The 22,491-nt window shown below is 55.9% G+C and carries 33 protein-coding genes; 32 read left to right on the top strand and 1 reads right to left on the bottom strand.

Features of this window, described 5'->3' with window-relative positions:
• Positions 1-14: 14 nt before the first annotated feature.
• The 32 genes from fusA to bfr all read left to right on the top strand — a co-directional run bounded on the left by fusA (position 15) and on the right by bfr (position 19,514).
• Complete coding sequence (gene fusA / locus ABFB52_RS26305) at positions 15-2,120, top strand: elongation factor G (protein ID WP_011336173.1); 2,106 nt, start codon at positions 15-17, stop codon at positions 2,118-2,120.
• Positions 2,121-2,151: 31 nt separating this feature from the next.
• Positions 2,152-3,345, top strand: a complete 1,194-nt coding sequence (tuf, locus tag ABFB52_RS26300; RefSeq protein WP_010220303.1) for an elongation factor Tu — start codon at positions 2,152-2,154, stop codon at positions 3,343-3,345.
• A 157-nt stretch (positions 3,346-3,502) separates the two neighbouring features.
• Positions 3,503-3,814 carry a 30S ribosomal protein S10 gene (gene rpsJ, locus ABFB52_RS26295; protein ID WP_003186070.1) on the top strand — a complete coding sequence of 104 codons (312 nt, stop codon included), beginning with the start codon at positions 3,503-3,505 and terminating at the stop codon, positions 3,812-3,814.
• Between the two features lie 80 nt (positions 3,815-3,894).
• Complete coding sequence (gene rplC, locus ABFB52_RS26290) at positions 3,895-4,530, top strand: 50S ribosomal protein L3 (RefSeq protein WP_007955641.1); 636 nt, start codon at positions 3,895-3,897, stop codon at positions 4,528-4,530.
• A gap of 12 nt (positions 4,531-4,542) precedes the next feature.
• Positions 4,543-5,145: a 50S ribosomal protein L4 gene (gene rplD / locus ABFB52_RS26285; RefSeq protein ID WP_003228735.1), complete on the top strand. Its 603-nt coding sequence runs from the start codon at positions 4,543-4,545 to the stop codon at positions 5,143-5,145.
• On the top strand, positions 5,142-5,441 hold the full coding sequence (gene rplW, locus ABFB52_RS26280) for a 50S ribosomal protein L23 (RefSeq protein WP_002555488.1): 300 nt from the start codon (positions 5,142-5,144) through the stop codon (positions 5,439-5,441). The genes rplD and rplW overlap by 4 nt, the downstream gene beginning before the upstream one ends.
• A gap of 14 nt (positions 5,442-5,455) precedes the next feature.
• Entirely contained in the window at positions 5,456-6,280 is an 825-nt protein-coding gene (rplB, locus tag ABFB52_RS26275) for a 50S ribosomal protein L2 (protein WP_008018194.1), read from the top strand.
• A 16-nt stretch (positions 6,281-6,296) separates the two neighbouring features.
• Positions 6,297-6,572: a 30S ribosomal protein S19 gene (gene rpsS / locus ABFB52_RS26270; RefSeq protein WP_003228731.1), complete on the top strand. Its 276-nt coding sequence runs from the start codon at positions 6,297-6,299 to the stop codon at positions 6,570-6,572.
• Positions 6,573-6,583: 11 nt separating this feature from the next.
• Positions 6,584-6,916 carry a 50S ribosomal protein L22 gene (gene rplV / locus ABFB52_RS26265; protein WP_003103908.1) on the top strand — a complete coding sequence of 111 codons (333 nt, stop codon included), beginning with the start codon at positions 6,584-6,586 and terminating at the stop codon, positions 6,914-6,916.
• Between the two features lie 13 nt (positions 6,917-6,929).
• Positions 6,930-7,616, top strand: coding sequence for a 30S ribosomal protein S3 (rpsC, locus tag ABFB52_RS26260; protein ID WP_003176422.1), 687 nt, complete (start codon positions 6,930-6,932; stop codon positions 7,614-7,616).
• A 12-nt stretch (positions 7,617-7,628) separates the two neighbouring features.
• The gene (gene rplP, locus ABFB52_RS26255; protein ID WP_003228729.1) at positions 7,629-8,042 is read left to right on the top strand and encodes a 50S ribosomal protein L16; all 414 of its coding nucleotides are present in this window, start codon (positions 7,629-7,631) and stop codon (positions 8,040-8,042) included.
• Positions 8,042-8,233, top strand: coding sequence for a 50S ribosomal protein L29 (gene rpmC / locus ABFB52_RS26250; protein ID WP_002555481.1), 192 nt, complete (start codon positions 8,042-8,044; stop codon positions 8,231-8,233). The genes rplP and rpmC overlap by 1 nt, the downstream gene beginning before the upstream one ends.
• Positions 8,234-8,235: 2 nt before the next feature.
• Positions 8,236-8,502 (top strand): 30S ribosomal protein S17, encoded by a 267-nt coding sequence (gene rpsQ, locus ABFB52_RS26245; RefSeq protein WP_003194644.1) that lies wholly within the window; start codon positions 8,236-8,238, stop codon positions 8,500-8,502.
• A gap of 23 nt (positions 8,503-8,525) precedes the next feature.
• Entirely contained in the window at positions 8,526-8,894 is a 369-nt protein-coding gene (gene rplN, locus ABFB52_RS26240; RefSeq protein ID WP_002555479.1) for a 50S ribosomal protein L14, read from the top strand.
• Positions 8,895-8,905: 11 nt separating this feature from the next.
• Positions 8,906-9,220 (top strand): 50S ribosomal protein L24, encoded by a 315-nt coding sequence (rplX, locus tag ABFB52_RS26235; RefSeq protein WP_003186046.1) that lies wholly within the window; start codon positions 8,906-8,908, stop codon positions 9,218-9,220.
• Between the two features lie 20 nt (positions 9,221-9,240).
• Complete coding sequence (gene rplE, locus ABFB52_RS26230) at positions 9,241-9,780, top strand: 50S ribosomal protein L5 (RefSeq protein WP_003210069.1); 540 nt, start codon at positions 9,241-9,243, stop codon at positions 9,778-9,780.
• A gap of 13 nt (positions 9,781-9,793) precedes the next feature.
• Positions 9,794-10,099, top strand: coding sequence for a 30S ribosomal protein S14 (rpsN, locus tag ABFB52_RS26225; protein WP_007955639.1), 306 nt, complete (start codon positions 9,794-9,796; stop codon positions 10,097-10,099).
• A 209-nt stretch (positions 10,100-10,308) separates the two neighbouring features.
• Positions 10,309-10,701, top strand: coding sequence for a 30S ribosomal protein S8 (gene rpsH, locus ABFB52_RS26220; protein WP_011336171.1), 393 nt, complete (start codon positions 10,309-10,311; stop codon positions 10,699-10,701).
• Between the two features lie 12 nt (positions 10,702-10,713).
• Complete coding sequence (gene rplF / locus ABFB52_RS26215; protein WP_011336170.1) at positions 10,714-11,247, top strand: 50S ribosomal protein L6; 534 nt, start codon at positions 10,714-10,716, stop codon at positions 11,245-11,247.
• Positions 11,248-11,257: 10 nt separating this feature from the next.
• Positions 11,258-11,608, top strand: a complete 351-nt coding sequence (gene rplR, locus ABFB52_RS26210; RefSeq protein WP_003186037.1) for a 50S ribosomal protein L18 — start codon at positions 11,258-11,260, stop codon at positions 11,606-11,608.
• A 3-nt stretch (positions 11,609-11,611) separates the two neighbouring features.
• Complete coding sequence (rpsE, locus tag ABFB52_RS26205) at positions 11,612-12,112, top strand: 30S ribosomal protein S5 (RefSeq protein WP_007955637.1); 501 nt, start codon at positions 11,612-11,614, stop codon at positions 12,110-12,112.
• A gap of 2 nt (positions 12,113-12,114) precedes the next feature.
• On the top strand, positions 12,115-12,291 hold the full coding sequence (rpmD, locus tag ABFB52_RS26200) for a 50S ribosomal protein L30 (RefSeq protein ID WP_003176408.1): 177 nt from the start codon (positions 12,115-12,117) through the stop codon (positions 12,289-12,291).
• 3 nt (positions 12,292-12,294) lie between these two features.
• Positions 12,295-12,732: a 50S ribosomal protein L15 gene (rplO, locus tag ABFB52_RS26195; RefSeq protein WP_003228720.1), complete on the top strand. Its 438-nt coding sequence runs from the start codon at positions 12,295-12,297 to the stop codon at positions 12,730-12,732.
• Positions 12,733-14,061 (top strand): preprotein translocase subunit SecY, encoded by a 1,329-nt coding sequence (gene secY, locus ABFB52_RS26190; RefSeq protein ID WP_003228718.1) that lies wholly within the window; start codon positions 12,733-12,735, stop codon positions 14,059-14,061.
• Between the two features lie 27 nt (positions 14,062-14,088).
• Positions 14,089-14,205, top strand: coding sequence for a 50S ribosomal protein L36 (gene rpmJ, locus ABFB52_RS26185; protein WP_002555468.1), 117 nt, complete (start codon positions 14,089-14,091; stop codon positions 14,203-14,205).
• Positions 14,206-14,335: 130 nt separating this feature from the next.
• Entirely contained in the window at positions 14,336-14,692 is a 357-nt protein-coding gene (gene rpsM, locus ABFB52_RS26180) for a 30S ribosomal protein S13 (RefSeq protein WP_009045849.1), read from the top strand.
• 30 nt (positions 14,693-14,722) lie between these two features.
• Positions 14,723-15,112 carry a 30S ribosomal protein S11 gene (gene rpsK, locus ABFB52_RS26175; RefSeq protein WP_002555466.1) on the top strand — a complete coding sequence of 130 codons (390 nt, stop codon included), beginning with the start codon at positions 14,723-14,725 and terminating at the stop codon, positions 15,110-15,112.
• An 18-nt stretch (positions 15,113-15,130) separates the two neighbouring features.
• On the top strand, positions 15,131-15,751 hold the full coding sequence (rpsD, locus tag ABFB52_RS26170; RefSeq protein WP_003176404.1) for a 30S ribosomal protein S4: 621 nt from the start codon (positions 15,131-15,133) through the stop codon (positions 15,749-15,751).
• Positions 15,752-15,773: 22 nt separating this feature from the next.
• Complete coding sequence (gene rpoA, locus ABFB52_RS26165) at positions 15,774-16,775, top strand: DNA-directed RNA polymerase subunit alpha (RefSeq protein WP_003186012.1); 1,002 nt, start codon at positions 15,774-15,776, stop codon at positions 16,773-16,775.
• A 42-nt stretch (positions 16,776-16,817) separates the two neighbouring features.
• Positions 16,818-17,204: a 50S ribosomal protein L17 gene (gene rplQ / locus ABFB52_RS26160; protein WP_007955635.1), complete on the top strand. Its 387-nt coding sequence runs from the start codon at positions 16,818-16,820 to the stop codon at positions 17,202-17,204.
• A 238-nt stretch (positions 17,205-17,442) separates the two neighbouring features.
• On the top strand, positions 17,443-18,897 hold the full coding sequence (locus ABFB52_RS26155; RefSeq protein WP_129972523.1) for a catalase: 1,455 nt from the start codon (positions 17,443-17,445) through the stop codon (positions 18,895-18,897).
• Between the two features lie 149 nt (positions 18,898-19,046).
• On the top strand, positions 19,047-19,514 hold the full coding sequence (bfr, locus tag ABFB52_RS26150; RefSeq protein WP_007955633.1) for a bacterioferritin: 468 nt from the start codon (positions 19,047-19,049) through the stop codon (positions 19,512-19,514).
• A 65-nt stretch (positions 19,515-19,579) separates the two neighbouring features.
• Here bfr and uvrA read toward each other — a convergent pair whose 3' ends face one another.
• On the bottom strand, positions 19,580-22,414 hold the full coding sequence (gene uvrA / locus ABFB52_RS26145) for an excinuclease ABC subunit UvrA (RefSeq protein WP_129972522.1): 2,835 nt from the start codon (positions 22,412-22,414) through the stop codon (positions 19,580-19,582).
• Positions 22,415-22,491 lie beyond the last annotated feature (77 nt).

Raw genomic sequence — 22,491 nt, 5'->3', positions numbered from 1 at the left:
TTTGCGAGGGCTTTATGGCTCGTACTACTCCGATTAGTCGCTACCGTAACATCGGTATCGTCGCACACGTGGATGCTGGTAAAACCACCACCACCGAGCGCGTCCTTTTTTACACTGGCAAAAGTCACAAAATGGGCGAGGTGCATGACGGCGCCGCGACCACAGACTGGATGGTTCAGGAGCAGGAGCGTGGTATTACCATTACTTCTGCTGCCATTACCGCCTTCTGGAAAGGTTCCGAGAAGCAGTACCCACACGAGCATCGCTTCAACGTAATCGATACTCCGGGCCACGTAGACTTCACCATTGAAGTAGAGCGTTCCCTGCGCGTACTCGACGGCGCGGTCGTTGTGTTCTGCGGTACTTCGGGTGTTGAGCCTCAGTCGGAAACCGTATGGCGTCAGGCCAACAAATACGGCGTTCCACGTCTTGTTTATGTAAACAAGATGGACCGTGCTGGTGCCAACTTCCTGCGCGTGATCGGTCAGATCAAACAGCGTCTGGGTCACACTCCGGTGCCGATCCAGCTGGCTATCGGTTCGGAAGATAACTTCCAGGGCCAGATCGACCTGATTAACATGCAAGCTGTCTACTGGAACGACTCTGACAAGGGTATGGTTCCGGTTCGCAAGGAAATCCCTGCGGACATGCTTGAACTGGCTGAAGAATGGCGCAACAACATGGTTGAAGCCGCCGCCGAAGCCAGCGAAGAGCTGATGAACAAGTATCTGGAAGGTGAAGAGCTGTCGATCGCCGAGATCAAGGCTGCTCTGCGTCAGCGTACTATCGCCGGCGAAATCGTTCTGGCTGTTTGCGGTTCTTCGTTCAAGAACAAGGGCGTTCCCCTGGTTCTCGACGCCGTTATCGACTTCCTGCCTGCTCCGACCGACATTCCTGCTATCAAGGGTTCCAACCCTGATAACGAGGAAGAAGAGATGGAGCGTCATGCAAGCGACGACGAGCCGTTCGCGGCCCTGGCGTTCAAGATCGCTACCGACCCATTCGTGGGTACCTTGACCTTCGTCCGCGTTTACTCGGGCGTGTTGAACTCCGGCGACGGCGTGATCAACTCGGTTAAAGGCAAGAAAGAGCGCGTGGGTCGTATGGTGCAAATGCACGCAAACGCCCGTGAAGAGATCAAGGAAGTACGCGCTGGCGACATCGCGGCCCTGATCGGCATGAAGGACGTCACCACTGGTGAAACCCTCTGCAATGCTGACAAGCCAATCATCCTGGTTCGCATGGACTTCCCGGAGCCGGTTATTTCGGTTGCCGTAGAGCCAAAGACCAAGGATGACCAGGAAAAAATGGGTATCGCTCTGGGCAAGCTTGCTCAGGAAGACCCGTCTTTCCGCGTCAAAACTGATGAAGAGACTGGTCAAACGATCATCTCCGGCATGGGCGAGCTGCACTTGGACATCCTGGTTGACCGGATGCGCCGTGAGTTCAACGTCGAAGCCAACATCGGCAAGCCACAGGTTTCGTACCGTGAGCGCATCACGAAGAACTGCGAAATCGAAGGCAAGTTCGTTCGTCAGTCCGGCGGTCGTGGCCAGTTCGGTCACTGCTGGATTCGCTTTGCTCCTGCTGACGAAGGTCAGGAAGGTCTGCAATTCCTGAACGAAGTAGTGGGTGGTGTGGTTCCTAAGGAATACATCCCGGCTATCCAGAAGGGTATCGAAGAGCAGATGAAGAACGGCGTTGTTGCCGGCTATCCGCTGATCGGCCTGAAGGCTACCGTGTTCGATGGTTCTTACCACGACGTCGACTCCAACGAGATGGCGTTTAAAGTGGCTGCTTCCATGGCGACCAAGCAACTGGCCCAGAAGGGCGGTGGTGAGTTGCTTGAGCCGATCATGGCGGTAGAGGTTGTTACGCCTGAAGACTATATGGGTGATGTGATGGGCGACCTTAACCGTCGTCGCGGCATGATCCAGGGTATGGAAGACACAGTGTCCGGCAAGGTTATCCGTGCCGAAGTTCCACTGGGTGAGATGTTCGGTTATGCGACCGACGTTCGTTCCATGTCTCAGGGTCGCGCAAGCTACTCTATGGAATTCAAAAAATACGATACGGCTCCGTCGCACATCGTCGAATCCGTTACCAAAAAACAAGGCTGATTCAGCCCCTTTAGGCTAGGAGTTAATTGTCGTGGCTAAAGAAAAATTTGATCGTTCCCTACCGCACGTAAACGTTGGCACCATCGGCCACGTTGACCACGGTAAAACCACTCTGACCGCTGCTCTGACTCGCGTCTGCTCCGAAGTTTTCGGTTCGGCCGTAGTTGAATTCGACAAGATCGACAGCGCTCCAGAAGAAAAAGCTCGCGGTATCACCATCAACACCGCGCACGTTGAGTACAACTCGAACATTCGTCACTACGCTCACGTTGACTGCCCAGGTCACGCTGACTACGTGAAGAACATGATCACTGGTGCTGCGCAGATGGACGGCGCTATCCTGGTTTGCTCGGCCGCTGATGGTCCGATGCCACAAACCCGTGAGCACATCCTGCTGTCCCGTCAGGTAGGCGTTCCGTACATCGTGGTTTTCCTGAACAAGGCTGACCTGGTAGACGACGCTGAGCTGCTGGAACTGGTTGAGATGGAAGTTCGCGACCTGCTGTCCACCTACGACTTCCCAGGCGACGACACTCCGATCATCATCGGTTCGGCTCGTATGGCGCTGGAAGGCAAAGACGACAACGAAATGGGCACCACCGCTGTTAAGAAGCTGGTGGAGACTCTGGACAGCTACATCCCAGAGCCAGAGCGTGCTATCGACAAGCCTTTCCTGATGCCAATCGAAGACGTGTTCTCGATCTCGGGTCGCGGTACTGTTGTGACCGGTCGTATCGAGCGCGGTATCGTTCGCGTTCAAGACGCCCTGGAAATCGTTGGTCTGCGTGACACCACCACCACCACCTGCACCGGTGTTGAGATGTTCCGCAAGCTGCTGGACGAAGGTCGTGCTGGCGAGAACTGCGGCGTTCTGCTGCGTGGCACCAAGCGTGACGACGTTGAGCGTGGTCAGGTTCTGGTTAAGCCGGGTTCGGTTAAGCCGCACACCAAGTTCACCGCAGAAGTTTACGTTCTGAGCAAGGAAGAAGGCGGCCGTCACACTCCGTTCTTCAAAGGCTACCGTCCACAGTTCTACTTCCGTACTACTGACGTGACCGGTAACTGCGAGCTGCCAGAAGGCGTTGAAATGGTAATGCCAGGTGACAACATTCAGATGACTGTTACCCTGATCAAAACCATCGCGATGGAAGACGGTCTGCGTTTCGCAATCCGTGAAGGCGGCCGTACCGTTGGTGCTGGTGTCGTAGCTAAAATCATCGAGTGATCTCTTTATTGAGTCAGCTTTGATGAGTTGAAAAAGCCCCCGCTTAGCGGGGGCTTTTTTATTGGGTTGACACCTATCTGGGGCGTCTATAGAATTGCGCCTCCTTTTAACGGGCGTATTGCGCCCGGTGGGAATAGCAGCCGGAGTCTGAAATCCAATGCAAAATCAGCAAATCCGTATCAGGTTGAAGGCTTTTGACCATCGCCTGATCGACCAATCAACCCAGGAAATCGTGGAAACCGCGAAACGTACTGGTGCTCAAGTGCGTGGTCCAATTCCACTGCCTACCCGTAAAGAGCGGTTCACCGTTCTGGTTTCCCCGCACGTCAACAAAGACGCGCGTGACCAGTACGAGATCCGCACTCATAAGCGCGTTCTGGACATCGTCCAGCCAACGGATAAAACCGTTGATGCACTTATGAAGCTTGATCTTGCGGCCGGTGTGGAAGTGCAGATCAGCCTCGGCTAAGACTCGGTCTTGGTCGTGTAACGCTCTGAAATGGGCGGCCATAGCGGGTGAAAGCCCCGTACACTCATGAGGTTTACAACATGACTATTGGTGTAGTCGGTCGTAAAGCGGGTATGACCCGTATTTTCACCGAAGAAGGTGTCTCCATTCCGGTCACGGTCATTGAGATCGAGCCGAATCGCGTCACCCAGTTCAAAACTGAAGAAACCGATGGCTATCGTGCAGTGCAAGTCACTGTCGGCGAGCGTCGTGCTTCCCGTGTAACAGCTGCTCAGGCTGGCCACTTCGCCAAAGCGAACGTTGCCGCTGGTCGTACCGTAATGGAATTCCGCCTTGAAGAAGGCGAGTACCAGGCCGGCGATCTGATCAACGCTGAAATCTTCGCTGCTGGTCAACTGGTTGATGTAACCGGTCAGTCCAAAGGTAAAGGCTTCCAGGGTACGATCAAGCGTTGGAATTTCCGCGGGCAAGATAACACCCACGGTAACTCCGTATCCCACCGCGTCCCAGGCTCTATCGGCCAGTGCCAGACTCCTGGTCGTGTATTCAAGGGCAAAAAAATGTCCGGTCATATGGGCGCTGAGCGCGTGACCGTGCAGTCCCTGGAAGTAGTGCGCGTGGACGCTGAACGCAATCTGTTGCTGGTCAAGGGTGCTGTTCCTGGCGCTACTGGCGGCAACCTGGTTGTACGTCCAGCAGCCAAGGCTCGCGGTTAAGGGGAAGCTGACATGCAATTAAATGTAAATGACGCTCAAGCGATCGAAGTTTCCGAACTGACATTTGGCGGCGAATTCAACGAGACGCTGGTTCACCAAGCAGTCGTGGCCTACATGGCCGGCGGCCGTCAAGGTAGCAAGCAGCAAAAGACCCGTTCCGACGTTCGTGGTGGCGGTAAGCGCCCATGGCGTCAGAAAGGTACTGGCCGTGCTCGTGCCGGTACTATCCGTAGCCCAATCTGGCGCGGCGGCGGCACCACTTTCGCAGCTCGTCCACAGGATCACTCGCAGAAGCTGAACAAGAAGATGTATCGCGCAGCAATGCGTTCCATCCTTGCTGAGCTGGTGCGTACTGATCGTCTGGTCGTGGTTCAGGATTTCGCAGTTGAAACTCCGAAAACCAAAGACCTGCTGGGCAAACTGAACAACATGAGCCTGACCGACGTTCTGATCGTGTCGGACGCTGTTGATCAGAACCTGTACCTGGCTGCTCGCAACCTGCCACACGTAGATGTACGTGACGTGCAAGGTTCCGATCCAGTTAGTCTGATCGCATACGACAAGGTGTTGATCACCGTGTCGGCCGTGAAGAAATTCGAGGAGCTGCTGGGATGAACCAGGAACGCGTATTTAAAGTTCTGCTTGGCCCGCACGTTTCCGAGAAGGCTACGGTTCTGGCAGACAAGAAAGGCCAGTTCGTTTTCAAGGTTGCTACTGACGCAACCAAGCTGGAAATCAAGAAGGCCGTCGAAAGCCTGTTCAGCGTGAAAGTTGAGCGTGTTACTACCCTGAACGTTCTGGGTAAGAGCAAGCGCACCGCTCGCGGTCTGGGCAAGCGTAATGACTGGAAGAAGGCAGTTATCTCCCTTCAGCCAGGCCAAGATCTCGATTTCAGCAGCAGTGCTGAGTAAGGAAGGGGTGCATCATGGCAATCGTTAAATGCAAACCGACTTCCCCTGGCCGCCGTTTTGTGGTCAAGGTGGTCAACCAGGAGCTGCATAAAGGCGCTCCTCACGCACCGCTGCTCGAGAAAAAATCGAAGACTGGTGGTCGTAACAACAATGGCCGTATTACCACTCGTCACATCGGTGGTGGTCATAAGCAGCATTACCGTATGGTCGATTTCCGTCGCAACGACAAAGATGGCATCGTCGCCACTGTTGAGCGTATCGAATACGATCCAAACCGTACTGCTCACATCGCACTGCTCTGCTACGCAGACGGCGAGCGCCGCTACATCATCGCCCCTAAAGGCGTGAGTGCTGGCGACACGCTGATCGCAGGTGCCCTGGCTCCAATCAAGCCAGGTAACGCTCTGCAACTGCGCAACATTCCAGTCGGTTCTACCGTACACGGCATCGAACTGAAGCCAGGTAAAGGCGCACAGATCGCTCGTTCCGCTGGTGCTTCGGCTCAGCTGATCGCTCGTGAAGGCGTTTACGTGACCCTGCGTCTGCGTTCCGGTGAAATGCGTAAAGTATTGGCTGAGTGCCGTGCGACCCTGGGCGAAGTCTCGAACTCCGAGCACAGCCTGCGTTCGCTGGGTAAAGCTGGTGCCAAGCGCTGGCGTGGCGTTCGCCCAACCGTTCGTGGTGTTGCCATGAACCCGGTTGACCACCCACATGGTGGTGGTGAAGGTCGTACCTCTGGTGGTCGTCATCCGGTATCGCCATGGGGCTTCCCGACTAAGGGCGCGAAGACTCGTGGTAATAAGCGTACCGACAAAATGATCGTCCGTCGTCGCAAGTAAATAGAGGGATACGACAGTGCCACGTTCTCTGAAAAAAGGTCCTTTTATTGATCTTCACCTACTGAAGAAGATCGAAGTGGCGGCGGAAAAGAACGATCGCAAACCAATTAAGACTTGGTCGCGTCGTTCGATGATCCTGCCACAAATGGTCGGTTTGACCATCGCTGTACACAACGGTCGTCAGCACGTCCCAGTTCTCGTAAACGAAGACATGGTCGGCCACAAACTGGGCGAGTTCGCCGGTACCCGCACTTATCGCGGGCACGTGGCAGACAAGAAAGCCAAGCGTTAAGGGGTAAGGAAATGGAAGTAGCCGCTAAGTTGTCGGGCGCTCGAATCTCCGCCCAGAAAGCCCGCTTGGTCGCCGACCAGATCCGCGGGAAGAAGGTGGGCGAAGCGCTCAACCTGTTGGCTTTCAGCAGTAAGAAAGCCGCCGAGATCATGAAAAAAGTGCTGGAGTCGGCCGTAGCCAACGCCGAGCATAACGAAGGCGCAGACGTTGATGACCTGAAGGTCAGCACCGTTTTCGTCAACGAAGGGCGTTCGCTGAAGCGCATCATGCCACGTGCCAAAGGCCGTGCTGATCGCATCGTCAAGCGGTCTTGCCATATCACTGTCAAGGTTGCTGACAAGTAACGGAGTCGAAGAGATGGGTCAGAAAGTACATCCCATTGGCATTCGCCTGGGAATCGTCAAGGAGCACACCTCCGTCTGGTACGCAGACGGTCGGACTTATGCGGACTACTTGTTCGCTGATCTGAAGGTGCGTGAATACCTCCAAGACAAACTAAAAAGCGCGTCCGTAAGCCGTATCGATATCCATCGTCCGGCCCAAACTGCACGCATCACCATCCACACCGCTCGTCCAGGTATCGTTATCGGGAAGAAAGGTGAAGATGTTGAGAAGCTGCGTCAGGACCTGACCAAGCAAATGGGTGTGCCTGTGCACATCAATATCGAAGAGATCCGCAAGCCGGAACTCGACGGTATGCTGGTTGCGCAGAGCGTAGCTCAGCAGCTGGAGCGTCGTGTAATGTTCCGTCGCGCCATGAAGCGCGCTGTACAGAACGCCATGCGCATTGGTGCCAAAGGCATCAAAATCCAAGTGAGCGGTCGTCTCGGCGGTGCTGAAATCGCACGTACTGAATGGTATCGCGAAGGTCGTGTGCCACTGCACACCCTGCGTGCCGACATCGACTATGCCAACTACGAAGCTCACACCACTTACGGTGTGATCGGTGTAAAGGTTTGGATCTTCAAAGGCGAAGTAATTGGTGGTCGCCAAGAAGAGCTGAAGCCACAAGCACCAGCGCCTCGTAAAAAAGCTGCTAAGTAAGGGGTACGCCAAATGTTGCAACCTAAGCGTACGAAGTTCCGCAAGCAGATGACCGGCCACAACCGTGGTCTGGCACTGCGCGGTAGCAAAGTCAGCTTCGGCGAGTTCGCGCTGAAGTCTGTAGCTCGTGGTCGTCTCACCGCTCGTCAGATCGAGTCAGCGCGTCGTGCTCTGACCCGTCACGTAAAACGTGGCGGCAAGATCTGGATCCGTGTATTCCCGGACAAGCCGATCTCCAAGAAGCCTCTCGAGGTTCGTATGGGTAAAGGTAAGGGTAACGTGGAGTACTGGGTTGCCCAGATTCAGCCAGGCAAAGTCCTGTATGAAATCGAGGGTGTTTCTGAAGAGCTGGCGCGTGAGGCTTTCGCCCTGGCTGCTGCAAAGCTGCCGCTCGCCACCTCCTTTGTTAAACGGACGGTGATGTGATGAAAGCGAATGAACTTCGTGAAAAATCCGCACAGCAGCTGAACGAGCAACTGCTCGGCTTGCTGCGCGACCAGTTCAATCTGCGCATGCAGAAAGCAACTGGCCAGTTGGGGCAGTCTCATCTGCTCTCGCAAGTTAAGCGTGACATCGCTCGCGTGAAGACTGTGCTCAACCAGCAGGCAGGTAAGTGATCATGGCTGAAGCCGAAAAAACTGTCCGTACGCTGACTGGCCGTGTTGTCAGCGACAAGATGGACAAAACCATCACCGTTCTGATCGAGCGTCGCGTTAAGCACCCGATCTACGGTAAATACGTTAAGCGTTCGACTAAGCTGCACGCGCACGACGAAACCAATCAGTGCCACATCGGCGACAAAGTCACTATTCGTGAAACTCGTCCGATGGCCAAGACCAAGTCTTGGGCGCTGGTTGATGTTCTCGAACGCGCTGTGGAAGTCTAAGGGCTAGGGGTCGGAGAAATTATATGATTCAGACTCAATCCATGCTCGATGTGGCCGATAACAGCGGCGCTCGCCGCGTTATGTGCATCAAGGTGCTGGGTGGCTCCCATCGTCGTTACGCTGGTATCGGTGACATCATCAAAGTTACCGTGAAGGAAGCAATTCCTCGCGGTAAGGTGAAAAAAGGCCAAGTGATGACTGCTGTTGTAGTCCGCACTCGTCACGGCGTACGTCGTGCTGATGGCTCCATTATCCGCTTTGATGGCAACGCTGCTGTTCTTCTGAACAACAAGCAAGAGCCGATCGGCACCCGTATCTTTGGGCCAGTGACCCGTGAACTTCGTACTGAGAAGTTCATGAAGATCGTCTCGCTCGCCCCAGAAGTGCTGTAAGGAGATCCGACATGCAAAAGATTCGTCGTGACGACGAGATCATCGTGATCGCCGGCAAAGACAAAGGTAAGCGCGGTAAGGTGCTGAAGGTTCTTGCTGACAACCGTCTGGTTGTTGGTGGTCTGAACCTGGTCAAGCGTCATACCAAGCCTAACCCGATGTCGGGCGTACAGGGCGGTATCGTCGAGAAAGAAGCGCCACTGCACGCTTCCAACGTCGCCATCTTCAACGGCGAAACCAACAAGGCTGACCGCGTTGGTTTCAAAGTAGAAGACGGTAAGAAAATTCGTGTCTTCAAGTCGACCCAAAAAGCGGTTGATGCTTGAACACTGCTAGGTAGAAGACCATGGCACGACTAAAAGAGATTTACCGGAAGGAAATCGCTCCGAAACTTAAGGAAGAACTTAAGCTTTCGAACGTGATGGAAGTTCCGCGCGTTACCAAAATCACCCTGAACATGGGTCTGGGCGAAGCGATCGGCGACAAAAAAGTCATCGAGCACGCTGTTGCTGACCTGGAAAAGATCACCGGCCAGAAAGTCGTTGTGACCTACGCTCGCAAATCCATCGCTGGCTTTAAAGTCCGTGAAGGTTGGCCGATCGGCGTCAAAGTGACCCTGCGCCGTGAGCGTATGTACGAGTTCCTGGATCGTCTGCTGTCGATCTCCCTGCCTCGGGTTCGCGACTTCCGCGGCCTGAATGCCAAGTCCTTCGATGGTCGTGGCAACTACAGCATGGGCGTGAAAGAGCAGATCATTTTCCCGGAAATCGACTACGACAAGATCGATGCTCTCCGCGGTCTGGACATTACCCTGACCACCACTGCCAAGAACGATGATGAAGGCCGCGCTCTGCTGCGTGCTTTCAAATTCCCGTTCCGCAACTGATTGGAGTAGGAAAATGGCCAAGAAGAGCATGAAAAACCGTGAGCTGAAGCGTCAGCTCACCGTTGCCAAGTACGCCGTCAAGCGTGCAGCGCTGAAAGCTATCATCGTTGATCTGAACGCAAGTCCAGAAGCACGTTGGGAAGCTACCGTAGCTCTGCAGAAGCAGCCACGTGACGCAAGCGCCTCGCGCATGCGTAACCGTTGCCGTCTGACCGGTCGTCCGCACGGCGTTTACCGCAAGTTCGGCCTCGGCCGTAACAAATTGCGTGAAGCGGCAATGCGTGGTGACGTACCAGGTCTGGTTAAAGCCAGCTGGTAATTGCTGTCAAAGCCTTGATGGTCGGGGTCGCAAGAACCTGACCATCGGTGGCCTTGAACTTGAATCAAGCCCCTTTTGGGGCTTGATTCATTTCTGGGGTATGTCTAGAATGACCGGCTCGCCTGAGCCCGTGTTTTTTATGCCCGGAATTTCTCGGCGACAAGTAGTAGCCGCAAGGCTAATTTTTCTGTATTAGGAGCGTCTAGCCCATGAGTATGCAGGACCCGTTAGCGGACATGCTAACTCGAATCCGTAATGCCCAGATGGCTGAAAAGTCCGTCGTAAGCATGCCGTCTTCCACGTTGAAGGTGGCTGTAGCAAAAGTCCTGAAGGACGAAGGTTACATCGCGGGTTATCAGATCAGCAGCGAAACCAAACCACTGCTGTCCATCGAGCTGAAATACTTCGAAGGCCGTCCGGTCATCGAGGAAGTGAAGCGCGTTAGCCGTCCAGGCCTGCGTCAGTACAAGTCCGTCGAAGAACTGCCAAAAGTACGTGGCGGTCTCGGTGTGTCTATCGTCTCCACCAACAAAGGTGTGATGACTGATCGTGCTGCGCGCGCTGCCGGTGTCGGCGGCGAAGTTCTTTGCACTGTGTTCTAAGGGGGGATAAGCATGTCTCGCGTCGCTAAGAACCCCGTTAAGCTGCCAGCCGGTGTCGAAGTAAAATTCGCAGGCCAACAGCTTTCGGTGAAGGGTGCCAAGGGTACTCTTGAACTGAACGTCCATTCGTCCGTTGAAGTCGTTGAAGAAGCCGGTGAGCTGCGTTTTGCTGCTCGCAATGGCGATCAACAGACTCGCGCAATGGCCGGTACCACTCGTGCGTTGGTAAACAACATGGTCCAGGGCGTAAGCCAAGGCTTCGAGCGTAAGCTCCAGCTGGTCGGTGTTGGTTACAAAGCGCAAGCAAAAGGTCAGGTGCTGAACCTGGCTCTTGGCTTCTCGCACCCAGTGGATTACGAACTGCCGGAAGGCATCACCGCTGAGACTCCTAGCCAGACCGATATCCTGATCAAGGGCATCGACAAGCAGCTGGTAGGTCAAGTGGCCGCCGAGATCCGCGACTTCCGTCCACCAGAGCCGTACAAAGGCAAAGGTGTGCGCTACGCGGACGAAGTCGTCCGTCGTAAAGAAGCCAAGAAGAAGTAGGGCATAGCAAATGACCGACAAAAAAGTTACTCGACTGCGTCGCGCTCGCAAAGCACGCCTGAAAATGCACGAACTCGAAGTCGTGCGTCTCTGCGTGTTCCGCTCTTCGCAGCACATCTACGCCCAGGTCATTTCGGCCGACGGCAACAAAGTCCTGGCAAGCGCCTCGACTTTGGATAAAGAACTGCGTGATGGCGCCACTGGCAACATCGACGCGGCCACTAAGGTTGGCCAGCTGGTCGCTACGCGTGCTAAGGCCGCTGGCGTCTCGCAGGTGGCTTTCGACCGCTCTGGCTTCAAGTACCACGGCCGCGTTAAAGCGCTGGCTGATGCTGCTCGTGAAGCTGGGCTGGAGTTCTAAGTTATGTCAAATAACGACCAAAAGCGCGACGAAGGCTACATCGAGAAGCTGGTTCAAGTTAACCGCGTAGCCAAAACCGTTAAAGGCGGCCGTATCTTCACTTTCACCGCGTTGACCGTGGTTGGTGATGGTAAAGGGCGTGTTGGCTTCGGCCGTGGCAAGTCGCGTGAAGTGCCTGCTGCGATCCAGAAGGCAATGGAAGCTGCTCGCCGCAACATGATCCAGGTTGATCTGAACGGCACCACTCTGCAGTACGCAATGAAGTCCGCCCATGGCGCTTCGAAGGTGTACATGCAGCCTGCTTCTGAAGGTACCGGTATCATCGCTGGCGGCGCTATGCGTGCTGTCCTCGAAGTTGCTGGCGTTCAGAACGTTCTGGCCAAGTGCTACGGCTCGACTAACCCTGTAAACGTGGTTCACGCCACTTTCAAGGGTCTGAAGGCTATGCAGTCTCCTGAATCCATTGCAGCCAAACGTGGCCTGCGTGTTGAGGAGATCAAGTAATCATGGCTACCGTTAAAGTTACGCTGATCAAAAGCATGACCGGCCGCATCCCTAACCACAAACTGTGCGTTAAGGGTCTGGGTCTGCGTCGCATCGGTCACACTGTAGAAGTCCAGGATACTCCCGAGAATCGCGGGATGATCAACAAGGCTTACTACATGCTGCGTGTCGAGGGTTAATCGATGAAACTCAATGATCTGAGTCCAGCGCCGGGTTCCCGTCGCGAAAAGCATCGTCCGGGCCGTGGTATCGGTAGTGGTTTGGGTAAGACTGGTGGCCGTGGTCACAAAGGTCAGACTTCCCGCTCCGGTGGCACCATTGCTCCAGGCTTTGAAGGCGGTCAACAGCCGCTGCATCGTCGCCTGCCGAAGTTCGGTTTCGTTTCCCTGAAAGCCATGGACCGCGCGGAAGTGCGTCTGTCCGAGCTGGCTAAAGTGGAAGGCGACATCGTCACCGTGCAGTCCCTGAAAGATGCCAACGTGATCAACGTCAACGTACAGCGTGTGAAAATCATGCTGTCCGGTGAAGTGACTCGCGCTGTCACTATCGGCAAGGGAATCGGCGCCACCAAAGGTGCGCGTGCGGCTATCGAAGCAGCTGGCGGCAAGTTCGAGGAATAAATGGCTAAGCAAGGTGCTCTCTCTGCGCTCGGCAAAGGCGGTATGTCTGAACTCTGGGCTCGTCTGCGTTTTCTGTTCCTGGCGATTATCGTCTACCGAATAGGCGCACACATCCCGGTTCCAGGTATCAACCCGGACCGACTCGCAGACCTGTTTCGACAGAATGAGGGGACCATTCTTAGCTTGTTCAACATGTTTTCCGGCGGCGCGCTGGAGCGGATGAGCATCTTTGCACTGGGGATCATGCCGTACATTTCGGCATCGATCATCATGCAGTTGATGACCGCCGTCAGCCCGCAGCTGGAGCAGTTGAAGAAGGAAGGTGAAGCTGGCCGTCGCAAGATCAGCCAGTACACCCGCTACGGCACCGTCGTCCTCGCTCTCGTTCAGGCCATTGGCATGTCCATTGGTCTGGCGGGGCAGGGCGTTGCGTTCACTGGTGACTTTGGCTTCCATTTCGTCGCGGTCTCCACGTTTGTGGCTGGCGCGATGTTCATGATGTGGCTGGGTGAGCAGATTACTGAGCGTGGTGTAGGCAACGGTATCTCGATGTTGATTTTTTCGGGTATCGTCGCCGGTCTTCCGAGAGCAATCGGGCAGTCTTTCGAGTCTGCGCGTCAGGGCGATATCAACATCTTCGCTTTGGTTGCCATCGGTTTGCTGGCAGTAGCGATTATCGGTTTCGTGGTGTTCATTGAGCGTGGTCAGCGTCGTATCGCTGTTCACTACGCCAAGCGTCAGCAGGGCCGCAAGGTTTTTGCTGCGCAGACAAGCCACTTGCCGCTGAAGGTGAACATGGCCGGTGTTATTCCGGCTATTTTCGCGAGCAGCATTTTGCTGTTCCCGGCTTCGTTGGGTGCCTGGTTTGGTCAGTCTGAAGGTATGGGCTGGTTGCAGGACATCTCGCAGTCGATCGCTCCTGGTCAGCCGTTGAATATTCTGCTGTTTAGTGCAGGGATTATTTTCTTCTGCTTCTTCTATACGGCGTTGATGTTCAATCCGAAAGACGTAGCGGAAAACCTGAAGAAGTCCGGTGCCTTTATTCCGGGCATCCGTCCAGGTGAGCAGTCCGCACGCTATATTGATGGCGTTTTGACTCGCTTGACCATGTTCGGTGCTCTTTACATGACGGCCGTGTGCTTGTTGCCCCAGTTCCTGGTGGTTGCAGCAAACGTTCCGTTCTACCTTGGCGGGACCTCGTTGCTGATCGTGGTCGTGGTTGTGATGGACTTCATGTCCCAAGTACAATCGCACCTCGTTTCGCACCAGTACGAATCCCTGATGAAGAAAGCCAACCTGAAGGGTTACGGCAGCGGCATGTTGCGCTGAGTACCCATAAGGTTCGAGGAGTTGGTGATGAAAGTTCGTGCATCGGTGAAAAAGCTGTGCCGTAACTGCAAGATTATTCGCCGCGAAGGTGTTGTTCGAGTAATTTGCAGCGCGGAACCGCGTCACAAACAGCGCCAAGGCTGAGTGTGATTGTGCTTCAAGCCCGGTAGCTAGTGCGCTACCGGGTTGATTATTTGTTATTACAGCGATATTATCTCGCGCCCTATTTCTTGGCTTCCGGGGCGTAGGTAGCTGTCAATTGGAGTCCCACTGAATGGCCCGTATTGCAGGCGTTAACATTCCAGATAACAAGCATACTGTTATCTCGCTGACCTACATCTATGGTGTTGGTCGCACTACTGCACAGAAGATCTGTGCAGAGACTGGGGTAAACCCAGCCGCAAAGATCAAGGATCTGAGCGACGAGCAGATTGAACAGCTGCGTGGCGAAGTGGCGAAGTTCACCACTGAAGGTGACCTGCGTCGCGAAATCAACATGAAAATCAAGCGCTTGATGGACCTCGGTTGCTATCGCGGTCTGCGTCATCGTCGTGGTCTGCCAGTACGCGGTCAGCGTACCAAGACCAACGCGCGTACCCGTAAAGGTCCGCGTAAGCCGATCCGCAAGTAATCGCCCCAGCGAATCGACAGGAATTTAATCATGGCAAAACCTGCTGCTCGTCCTCGTAAAAAAGTTAAAAAGACAGTGGTTGATGGCATCGCCCACATCCATGCTTCTTTTAACAACACCATCGTGACCATCACCGACCGTCAAGGTAACGCTCTTTCCTGGGCTACCTCCGGTGGTTCGGGTTTCCGCGGTTCCCGCAAGTCCACCCCGTTCGCTGCTCAAGTAGCTGCTGAGCGTGCTGGTCAAGCTGCGCTGGAATACGGCCTGAAAAACCTCGACGTGAACGTCAAGGGTCCAGGTCCAGGTCGTGAATCCGCAGTCCGCGCTTTGAACGGCTGTGGCTACAAGATCGCCAGCATCACCGACGTGACGCCAATCCCGCACAACGGGTGCCGTCCGCCGAAGAAGCGCCGCGTGTAATCCAGGAGATTGTAAAGAATGGCTCGTTACATTGGTCCAAAATGCAAACTCGCTCGTCGCGAAGGCACCGATCTCTTCCTGAAGAGCGGCGTGCGCGCGATCGAATCGAAGTGCAACATTGAAGCAGCACCTGGTATCCACGGCCAACGCCGCGGTCGCCAGTCCGACTACGGCACCCAACTGCGTGAAAAGCAGAAGGTCCGTCGTATCTACGGCGTTCTCGAGCGTCAGTTCAGCGGCTACTACAAAGAAGCTGCTGGCAAGAAAGGTGCAACTGGTGAAAACCTGCTGCAACTGCTCGAATGCCGTCTGGACAACGTTGTATACCGTATGGGCTTTGGTTCGACTCGTGCCGAATCCCGTCAGCTGGTATCGCACAAGTCGATCAGCGTTAACGGTCAGACCGTAAACGTTCCGTCCTACCAGGTTCGTGCTGGTGACGTGGTTGCTGTTCGCGAGAAAGCAAAAAACCAACTTCGCATTGTCCAAGCTCTCGATCTGTGTGCCCAACGTGGCCGCGTAGAATGGGTAGAAGTAGACACTGAGAAGAAGTCGGGCGTTTTCAAGAACGTTCCTGCTCGCAGTGATCTGTCCGCCGACATCAACGAAAGCCTGATTGTCGAGCTCTACTCCAAGTAAGGGCTAGAAAATAGGTGCATCCATGCAGATTTCGGTAAATGAGTTCCTGACACCCCGCCACATTGATGTGCAGGTTGTCAGTCCAACCCGCGCCAAGATCACTCTCGAGCCTCTCGAGCGTGGTTTTGGCCACACCCTGGGCAACGCGCTGCGCCGCATCCTGTTGTCCTCAATGCCCGGCTGCGCAGTAGTCGAGGCCGAGATTGACGGTGTGCTCCACGAGTACAGCGCCATCGAAGGTGTACAGGAAGACGTAATTGAAATCCTGTTGAACCTTAAAGGTCTGGCCATCAAGCTGCACGGTCGTGACGAAGTTACGCTGACCTTGTCGAAGAAGGGTTCGGGGGTGGTTACCGCTGCCGATATTCAGCTGGATCATGATGTCGAGATCGTTAATCCCGATCACGTAATCGCTAACCTGGCGTCTAACGGCGCCCTGAACATGAAGCTCACCGTAGCTCGTGGTCGTGGTTATGAACCAGCAGACTCGCGTCAGAGCGATGAAGACGAAAGCCGCAGCATCGGTCGCTTGCAGCTTGACTCTTCGTTCAGCCCGGTTCGCCGTATCGCATACGTGGTGGAAAACGCCCGTGTCGAGCAGCGCACCAACCTGGACAAGCTGGTTATTGATCTGGAAACCAACGGTACTCTGGATCCTGAAGAGGCTATCCGCCGCGCTGCAACCATTCTGCAACAGCAGTTGGCTGCGTTCGTCGACCTCAAAGGTGACAGTGAGCCAGTGGTTGTCGAGCAGGAAGACGAGATCGATCCGATCCTGCTTCGCCCGGTTGACGATCTGGAACTGACTGTACGTTCGGCTAACTGCCTTAAGGCGGAAAACATCTACTACATCGGCGACCTGATTCAGCGTACCGAAGTAGAGCTGTTGAAGACTCCGAACCTGGGCAAGAAATCCTTGACTGAAATCAAGGACGTTCTGGCCTCCCGCGGTCTGTCCCTCGGCATGCGCCTCGACAACTGGCCGCCTGCAAGTCTTAAGAAGGACGACAAGGCGACTGCCTGATCGTCGTAATCACCGAACGTAGTGTTTGGTAAGGAATGAACCATGCGTCATCGTAAAAGTGGGCGTCACCTGAGCCGCACCAGCTCGCACCGCAAGGCCATGTTCCAGAACATGGCGGTGTCGCTGTTCGAGCACGAGCTGATCAAAACTACTCTGCCAAAAGCCAAAGAACTGCGCCGCGTTGCCGAGCCGCTGATCACTCTGGCCAAGACAGACAGCGTTGCTAACCGTCGTCTGGCTTTCGACCGTACTCGTTCGAAAGCTATCGTTGGTAAGCTCTTCAACGACCTGGGCAAGCGTTACGCTACCCGTGAGGGTGGCTACCTGCGCATCCTCAAGTGCGGTTTCCGCGCTGGCGACAACGCGCCTATGGCGTACGTCGAACTGGTTGATCGTGCTGTCGGCGGTGAAGCTGTATCCGCTGAGTAAGACATCAGTCTGAAACAAGGAACCGGGCCTAGTGCCCGGTTTTTTGTGCCTGTAAGAAATGCGCTATTCGTACAAGCTTCTACTTTGTTTGGTTCTGCACTATATGCCAGGATTTATCGTTAGTTTTTATCTATTGATAGTCATGAGTTAATGAATTTGTGGCTGTCATATTGATGATCGATACTCCCTAACAAGCCGATTAGCCGGCAGTTCAAGACCGATAGAGGATGAAGATCGCATGAGCCAGAACAAGACGCTTACGACCGCCAGTGGCGCACCTGTCGCTGATAACCAGAATTCTCGCTCCGCTGGCCCTCGTGGCCCGTTGCTGCTCGATGATTTCCATCTGATCGAGAAGCTTGCTCACTTCAACCGGGAAAACATTCCTGAGCGTCGTGTACACGCCAAGGGTTCGGGCGCATACGGTACTTTCACGGTCACTCGCGACATTACGCAGTGCACCAGCGCCAAGCTGTTCTCCGCTGTCGGCAAACAGACGCCGACCTTCCTGCGTTTTTCAACGGTCGGTGGCGAGCGTGGCTCGGCCGACACCGAGCGCGATCCACGTGGCTTCGCCCTCAAGTTCTATACCGAAGAAGGCAACTGGGACATCGTCGGCAACAACACGCCGGTGTTCTTCATTCGTGATCCGCTGAAATTCCCTGACTTTATCCACACCCAGAAACGCCTGCCGCAAAGTAACCTGAAAAGCGCGCAGATGATGTGGGACTTCTGGTCGCATTCTCCTGAAGCGCTGCACCAGGTCACGATCCTGTTCTCCGATCGCGGCATTCCGGACGGCTATCGCCACATGCACGGCTTCGGCAGCCACACCTACAGCCTGATCAGCGCTCAAGGCGAGCGCCACTGGGTGAAGTGGCATTACAAGACCAAGCAAGGAATCAAGAACCTGGCGCCGGCAGACGCGGCACGTTTGGCGGGCACAGATCCCGACTACGCCCAGCGCGATCTGTTCGAGGCCATCGAACGTGGTGACTTCCCGAAATGGAGCGTGTGCATCCAGATCATGACCGAGGCCCAGGCCGCTGCGCACTACGAGAACCCGTTCGACGTGACCAAGACTTGGTCGCAGAAGGAGTTTCCACTGATTGAAGTGGGTGAGCTGGAACTGAACCGTAATCCGCTCAACTACTTTGCTGAAGTCGAGCAAGCTGCGTTCGGTCCCAGCAACATGGTGCCTGGCGTAGGTCTGTCGCCGGATCGCATGCTGCAAGGTCGTGTGTTCGCATACGCCGACGCTCACCGCTACCGTGTAGGCACCAACCACCAGCAACTGCCGGTGAATGCCCCACGCAGCCCGGTGAATACTTACCAGCGTGATGGTTCGATGGCTTTTGGCAGCAATGGTGGCGCAGCGCCTAACTACGAGCCGAACAGCTATGTAGAGTCGCCGAAGCAAGCGCCGCACTATGCCGAGCCTGCACTGGCCCTGAGCGGCGCGGCTGATCGCTACGATCATCGTGAAGACAGCGACTACTACAGCCACGCCGGTGCGCTGTTCCGTTTGATGAGCGACGAGCAGAAAGCATTGCTGGTCAGCAACATCGCCGGCGCGATGGCGGGTGTATCGAGTGATGTCGTCGACCGTCAGTTGCAGCATTTCCACAAGGCCGATCCGGCGTACGGAGAAGCAATCGCAAAGCTGCTCAACGTACAGCTTAACGAAGTCTAAACGAGAAGCAGAACCGCCCTCATTAGGGCGGTTTTTGCGTTATTTAGGCTGCTTTTCTCAGAATATCTTCGCTTTTATTGCGCGAAGTGAGTGACCTTCCAGTCAGGTTGGTTCAAACTACAGACTTTCAAGCAGGGAGATGTAGGGCGATGCAAGGCCACCCAGACGTTATCGATTACCTCAACACGTTGCTGACCGGCGAACTGGCCGCGCGTGACCAATATTTCGTTCACTCGCGGATGTATGAGGACTGGGGATTCACCAAGCTCTACGAACGAATCAACCACGAGATGGAAGAAGAAGCCGGTCACGCCGATGCGCTGATGCGCCGCATTCTGATGCTCGAAGGCACTCCGCGCATGCGCCCGGATGACCTGGATGTTGGGACCACGGTAGAGACCATGCTCGAGGCGGATCTGCGTCTTGAGTACAAGGTTCGTGCTGCACTGTGCAAAGGCATCGAGCTGTGTGAAAAGAATGGCGACTATGTAAGCCGCGATATCCTCAAGCTTCAGTTGCACGATACCGAAGAAGATCACACCTATTGGCTTGAAAAGCAGTTGGGCCTGATCAAACTGATCGGTATCCAGAACTACCTGCAGTCCCACGCGTCCTGATTGCAGCCGATACAAAAAAGCCCCTGTCACTGATGAAGTGGCAGGGGTTTTTTCATGCCCGGCGATCAGGCCCGATCGCGGAGCAACAGCGGCTTGAGGTAATGGCCGGTGTGAGACTGTTTCATCTCGGCCACTTCCTCCGGCGTGCCGGTGGCGATGATCTGCCCACCTTTCGAGCCACCCTCGGGGCCGAGATCCACTAGCCAGTCGGCGGTCTTGATCACGTCGAGGTTGTGCTCGATCACCACCACGGTGTTGCCGTGGTCGCGCAGGCGATGCAGTACGTCGAGCAGTTGCTGGATATCCGCGAAGTGCAGACCGGTGGTCGGCTCGTCGAGGATGTACAGGGTCTTGCCGGTATCGCGTTTGGACAGCTCGCGAGACAACTTGACCCGCTGAGCCTCACCACCGGACAGCGTGGTCGCCGACTGCCCGAGCTTGATGTAGGACAGGCCTACATCCATCAGCGTTTGCAGCTTGCGCGCCAGCGCTGGTACCGCATCGAAGAACTCCCGCGCTTCCTCGATGGTCATCTCGAGGGTTTCGTGGATGCTCTTGCCCTTGTATTTGATCTCCAGTGTTTCGCGGTTGTAGCGCTTGCTCTTGCACACGTCGCACGGAACGTAGATGTCCGGCAGGAAGTGCATTTCCACCTTGATCAGACCGTCGCCCTGGCAGGCTTCGCAACGACCACCCTTCACGTTGAACGAGAAACGCCCCGGGCCGTAACCACGGGAGCGGGACTCGGGCACGCCGGCGAACAGTTCGCGGATCGGCGTGAACAGCCCGGTATAGGTTGCCGGGTTGGAGCGTGGTGTACGGCCGATCGGGCTCTGGTCGATGTCGACAACCTTGTCCAGATGTTCCAGGCCTTTGATGCTGTCGTGGGCTGCGGCTTCCAGGGTGGTCGCGCCATTGAGTGCCGTTGCGCTCAGCGGGAACAGCGTGTTGTTGATCAGCGTCGATTTGCCGGAGCCGGAAACGCCGGTCACGCAGGTCAGCAGGCCGATCGGGATTTCCAGGTCAACGTTGCGCAGGTTGTTGCCACGCGCGCCCTTGAGCGCCAGCACCTGTTTCTTGTTGCGCGGCGTGCGCTTGGCCGGCACTTCAATCTTCACCCGGCCCGACAGGTATTTACCGGTCAGCGAGTCCGGGTGTGCCATGACTTCGTCCGGCGTGCCTTCGGCGACGATCTGCCCGCCATGAACCCCGGCGCCCGGGCCGATATCCACTACGTAGTCAGCGAGACGAATCGCGTCTTCGTCATGCTCGACCACGATCACCGTATTGCCGATGTCGCGCAGGTGCTTGAGGGTGCCGAGCAGGCGGTCATTGTCGCGCTGGTGCAGGCCAATGGACGGCTCGTCGAGGATGTACAGAACACCCACCAGGCCCGCGCCGATCTGGCTGGCCAGACGAATCCGCTGTGCCTCGCCGCCAGATAGCGTGTCGGCACTGCGATCCAGCGACAGATAGTCGAGACCGACATTGACCAGGAATTGCAGGCGCTCGCGGATTTCCTTGAGAATCTTGTCGGCGATCTCGCCACGGCGCCCGGTCATCTTCAGCGCGCCGAAGTAATCGCAAGCGTCGCCGATCGGCAGGTTGGTCACCGCCGGCAGGGTTTTCTCGCCGACCCACACGTGCCGCGCTTCGCGACGCAGGCGGGTGCCACGGCAATCCGGGCAGGACTGGGTGCTGAGGAACTTCGCCAGTTCTTCGCGAACGCTTGCCGATTCGGTTTCGCGGTAGCGGCGTTCGAGATTCGGCACGATGCCTTCGAACGGGTGCGAGCGCTTGACGATGTCGCCCCGGTCGTTGAGGTATTTGAAATCGACGTTCTGCGAGCCGCTGCCGTGCAGGATGTACTTCTGCTGGTCGGCCGGCAGCTCGTTGAACGGCTGCTCCAGGCTGAAGCCGTAATGCGCGGCCAGCGAGCCGAGCATCTGGAAGTAATAGACGTTGCGCCGATCCCAGCCACGAATCGCGCCCTCGGCCAGCGTGAGTTCACCGTTGACCAGTCGCTTGATGTCGAAGAACTGCTTCACGCCCAGACCGTCGCAGGTCGGGCAGGCGCCGGCCGGGTTGTTGAAGGAAAACAGCTTGGGTTCCAGCTCGCTGATCGCGTGGCCGCAGATCGGGCAGGCGAAGCGCGCGGAGAAAATCATCTCTTCGCCTGGCTCGTCGTCCATCGGCGCCACCAGCGCGATGCCGTCCGCCAGCTTCAGCGCGGTCTCGAAGGATTCCGCCAGACGCTGCTGCAGATCCGCGCGAACCTTGAAGCGGTCGACCACGACTTCAATCGTGTGCTTCTTCTGTTTATCCAGTTTCGGCAGTTCGTCCAGCTCGCAGAGCCGGCCGTTGACCCGGGCCCGGACGAAGCCCTGGGCGCGCAGTTCTTCGAACACCGACAGATGCTCGCCCTTGCGCTCGCGAATCACCGGCGCCAGCAGCATCAGCTTGCGGCCTTCCGGCTGAGCCAGCACCAGGTCGACCATCTGGCTGACGGTCTGGGCTTCCAGCGGAATGTCGTGATCCGGGCAGCGCGGCGTACCGACGCGGGCATACAGCAGACGCAGGTAGTCGTAGATTTCAGTGATGGTGCCGACCGTGGAGCGCGGGTTGTGCGAGGTCGACTTCTGTTCGATGGAGATCGCCGGCGACAGGCCTTCGATGGTGTCGACGTCGGGTTTTTCCATCATCGACAGGAACTGTCGGGCATAGGCCGACAGGGATTCGACATAGCGGCGCTGACCTTCGGCGTACAGCGTGTCGAAGGCCAGGGACGACTTGCCGGATCCGGACAGGCCGGTGATGACGATCAGTTTGTCCCGTGGCAGGGTCAGGTCGATGTTCTTCAGGTTGTGGGTGCGGGCCCCACGAATCAGGATCTTGTCCAAAATGGCCTCGCTCGGCGGGCGTCGAAAACACAGGAGTATACGGCCAAATACTGGATGGATGCACACTATCAAGTTAA

The sequence above is a fragment of the Pseudomonas sp. 9.2(2024) genome (assembly GCF_039695385.1).
GTDB lineage: Bacteria > Pseudomonadota > Gammaproteobacteria > Pseudomonadales > Pseudomonadaceae > Aquipseudomonas > Aquipseudomonas paraglycinae.
The sequence above is the reverse complement of the archived record's forward strand: the minus strand, read 5'-3'. Positions and strand labels throughout refer to the sequence as shown.

What these genes read in the sequence shown, in the direction of transcription:
- fusA (WP_011336173.1), top strand. Translation starts at nt 15, where the DNA reads ATGGCTCGTACTACTCCGATTAGTCGCTACCGTAACATCGGTATCGTC.
- rpsJ (WP_003186070.1), top strand. Translation starts at nt 3,503, where the DNA reads ATGCAAAATCAGCAAATCCGTATCAGGTTGAAGGCTTTTGACCATCGC.
- rplC (WP_007955641.1), top strand. Translation starts at nt 3,895, where the DNA reads ATGACTATTGGTGTAGTCGGTCGTAAAGCGGGTATGACCCGTATTTTC.
- rplD (WP_003228735.1), top strand. Translation starts at nt 4,543, where the DNA reads ATGCAATTAAATGTAAATGACGCTCAAGCGATCGAAGTTTCCGAACTG.
- rplW (WP_002555488.1), top strand. Translation starts at nt 5,142, where the DNA reads ATGAACCAGGAACGCGTATTTAAAGTTCTGCTTGGCCCGCACGTTTCC.
- rplB (WP_008018194.1), top strand. Translation starts at nt 5,456, where the DNA reads ATGGCAATCGTTAAATGCAAACCGACTTCCCCTGGCCGCCGTTTTGTG.
- rplV (WP_003103908.1), top strand. Translation starts at nt 6,584, where the DNA reads ATGGAAGTAGCCGCTAAGTTGTCGGGCGCTCGAATCTCCGCCCAGAAA.
- rpsC (WP_003176422.1), top strand. Translation starts at nt 6,930, where the DNA reads ATGGGTCAGAAAGTACATCCCATTGGCATTCGCCTGGGAATCGTCAAG.
- rplP (WP_003228729.1), top strand. Translation starts at nt 7,629, where the DNA reads ATGTTGCAACCTAAGCGTACGAAGTTCCGCAAGCAGATGACCGGCCAC.
- rpmC (WP_002555481.1), top strand. Translation starts at nt 8,042, where the DNA reads ATGAAAGCGAATGAACTTCGTGAAAAATCCGCACAGCAGCTGAACGAG.
- rpsQ (WP_003194644.1), top strand. Translation starts at nt 8,236, where the DNA reads ATGGCTGAAGCCGAAAAAACTGTCCGTACGCTGACTGGCCGTGTTGTC.
- rplN (WP_002555479.1), top strand. Translation starts at nt 8,526, where the DNA reads ATGATTCAGACTCAATCCATGCTCGATGTGGCCGATAACAGCGGCGCT.
- rplX (WP_003186046.1), top strand. Translation starts at nt 8,906, where the DNA reads ATGCAAAAGATTCGTCGTGACGACGAGATCATCGTGATCGCCGGCAAA.
- rplE (WP_003210069.1), top strand. Translation starts at nt 9,241, where the DNA reads ATGGCACGACTAAAAGAGATTTACCGGAAGGAAATCGCTCCGAAACTT.
- rpsN (WP_007955639.1), top strand. Translation starts at nt 9,794, where the DNA reads ATGGCCAAGAAGAGCATGAAAAACCGTGAGCTGAAGCGTCAGCTCACC.
- rpsH (WP_011336171.1), top strand. Translation starts at nt 10,309, where the DNA reads ATGAGTATGCAGGACCCGTTAGCGGACATGCTAACTCGAATCCGTAAT.
- rplF (WP_011336170.1), top strand. Translation starts at nt 10,714, where the DNA reads ATGTCTCGCGTCGCTAAGAACCCCGTTAAGCTGCCAGCCGGTGTCGAA.
- rplR (WP_003186037.1), top strand. Translation starts at nt 11,258, where the DNA reads ATGACCGACAAAAAAGTTACTCGACTGCGTCGCGCTCGCAAAGCACGC.
- rpsE (WP_007955637.1), top strand. Translation starts at nt 11,612, where the DNA reads ATGTCAAATAACGACCAAAAGCGCGACGAAGGCTACATCGAGAAGCTG.
- rpmD (WP_003176408.1), top strand. Translation starts at nt 12,115, where the DNA reads ATGGCTACCGTTAAAGTTACGCTGATCAAAAGCATGACCGGCCGCATC.
- rplO (WP_003228720.1), top strand. Translation starts at nt 12,295, where the DNA reads ATGAAACTCAATGATCTGAGTCCAGCGCCGGGTTCCCGTCGCGAAAAG.
- secY (WP_003228718.1), top strand. Translation starts at nt 12,733, where the DNA reads ATGGCTAAGCAAGGTGCTCTCTCTGCGCTCGGCAAAGGCGGTATGTCT.
- rpmJ (WP_002555468.1), top strand. Translation starts at nt 14,089, where the DNA reads ATGAAAGTTCGTGCATCGGTGAAAAAGCTGTGCCGTAACTGCAAGATT.
- rpsM (WP_009045849.1), top strand. Translation starts at nt 14,336, where the DNA reads ATGGCCCGTATTGCAGGCGTTAACATTCCAGATAACAAGCATACTGTT.
- rpsK (WP_002555466.1), top strand. Translation starts at nt 14,723, where the DNA reads ATGGCAAAACCTGCTGCTCGTCCTCGTAAAAAAGTTAAAAAGACAGTG.
- rpsD (WP_003176404.1), top strand. Translation starts at nt 15,131, where the DNA reads ATGGCTCGTTACATTGGTCCAAAATGCAAACTCGCTCGTCGCGAAGGC.
- rpoA (WP_003186012.1), top strand. Translation starts at nt 15,774, where the DNA reads ATGCAGATTTCGGTAAATGAGTTCCTGACACCCCGCCACATTGATGTG.
- rplQ (WP_007955635.1), top strand. Translation starts at nt 16,818, where the DNA reads ATGCGTCATCGTAAAAGTGGGCGTCACCTGAGCCGCACCAGCTCGCAC.
- ABFB52_RS26155 (WP_129972523.1), top strand. Translation starts at nt 17,443, where the DNA reads ATGAGCCAGAACAAGACGCTTACGACCGCCAGTGGCGCACCTGTCGCT.
- bfr (WP_007955633.1), top strand. Translation starts at nt 19,047, where the DNA reads ATGCAAGGCCACCCAGACGTTATCGATTACCTCAACACGTTGCTGACC.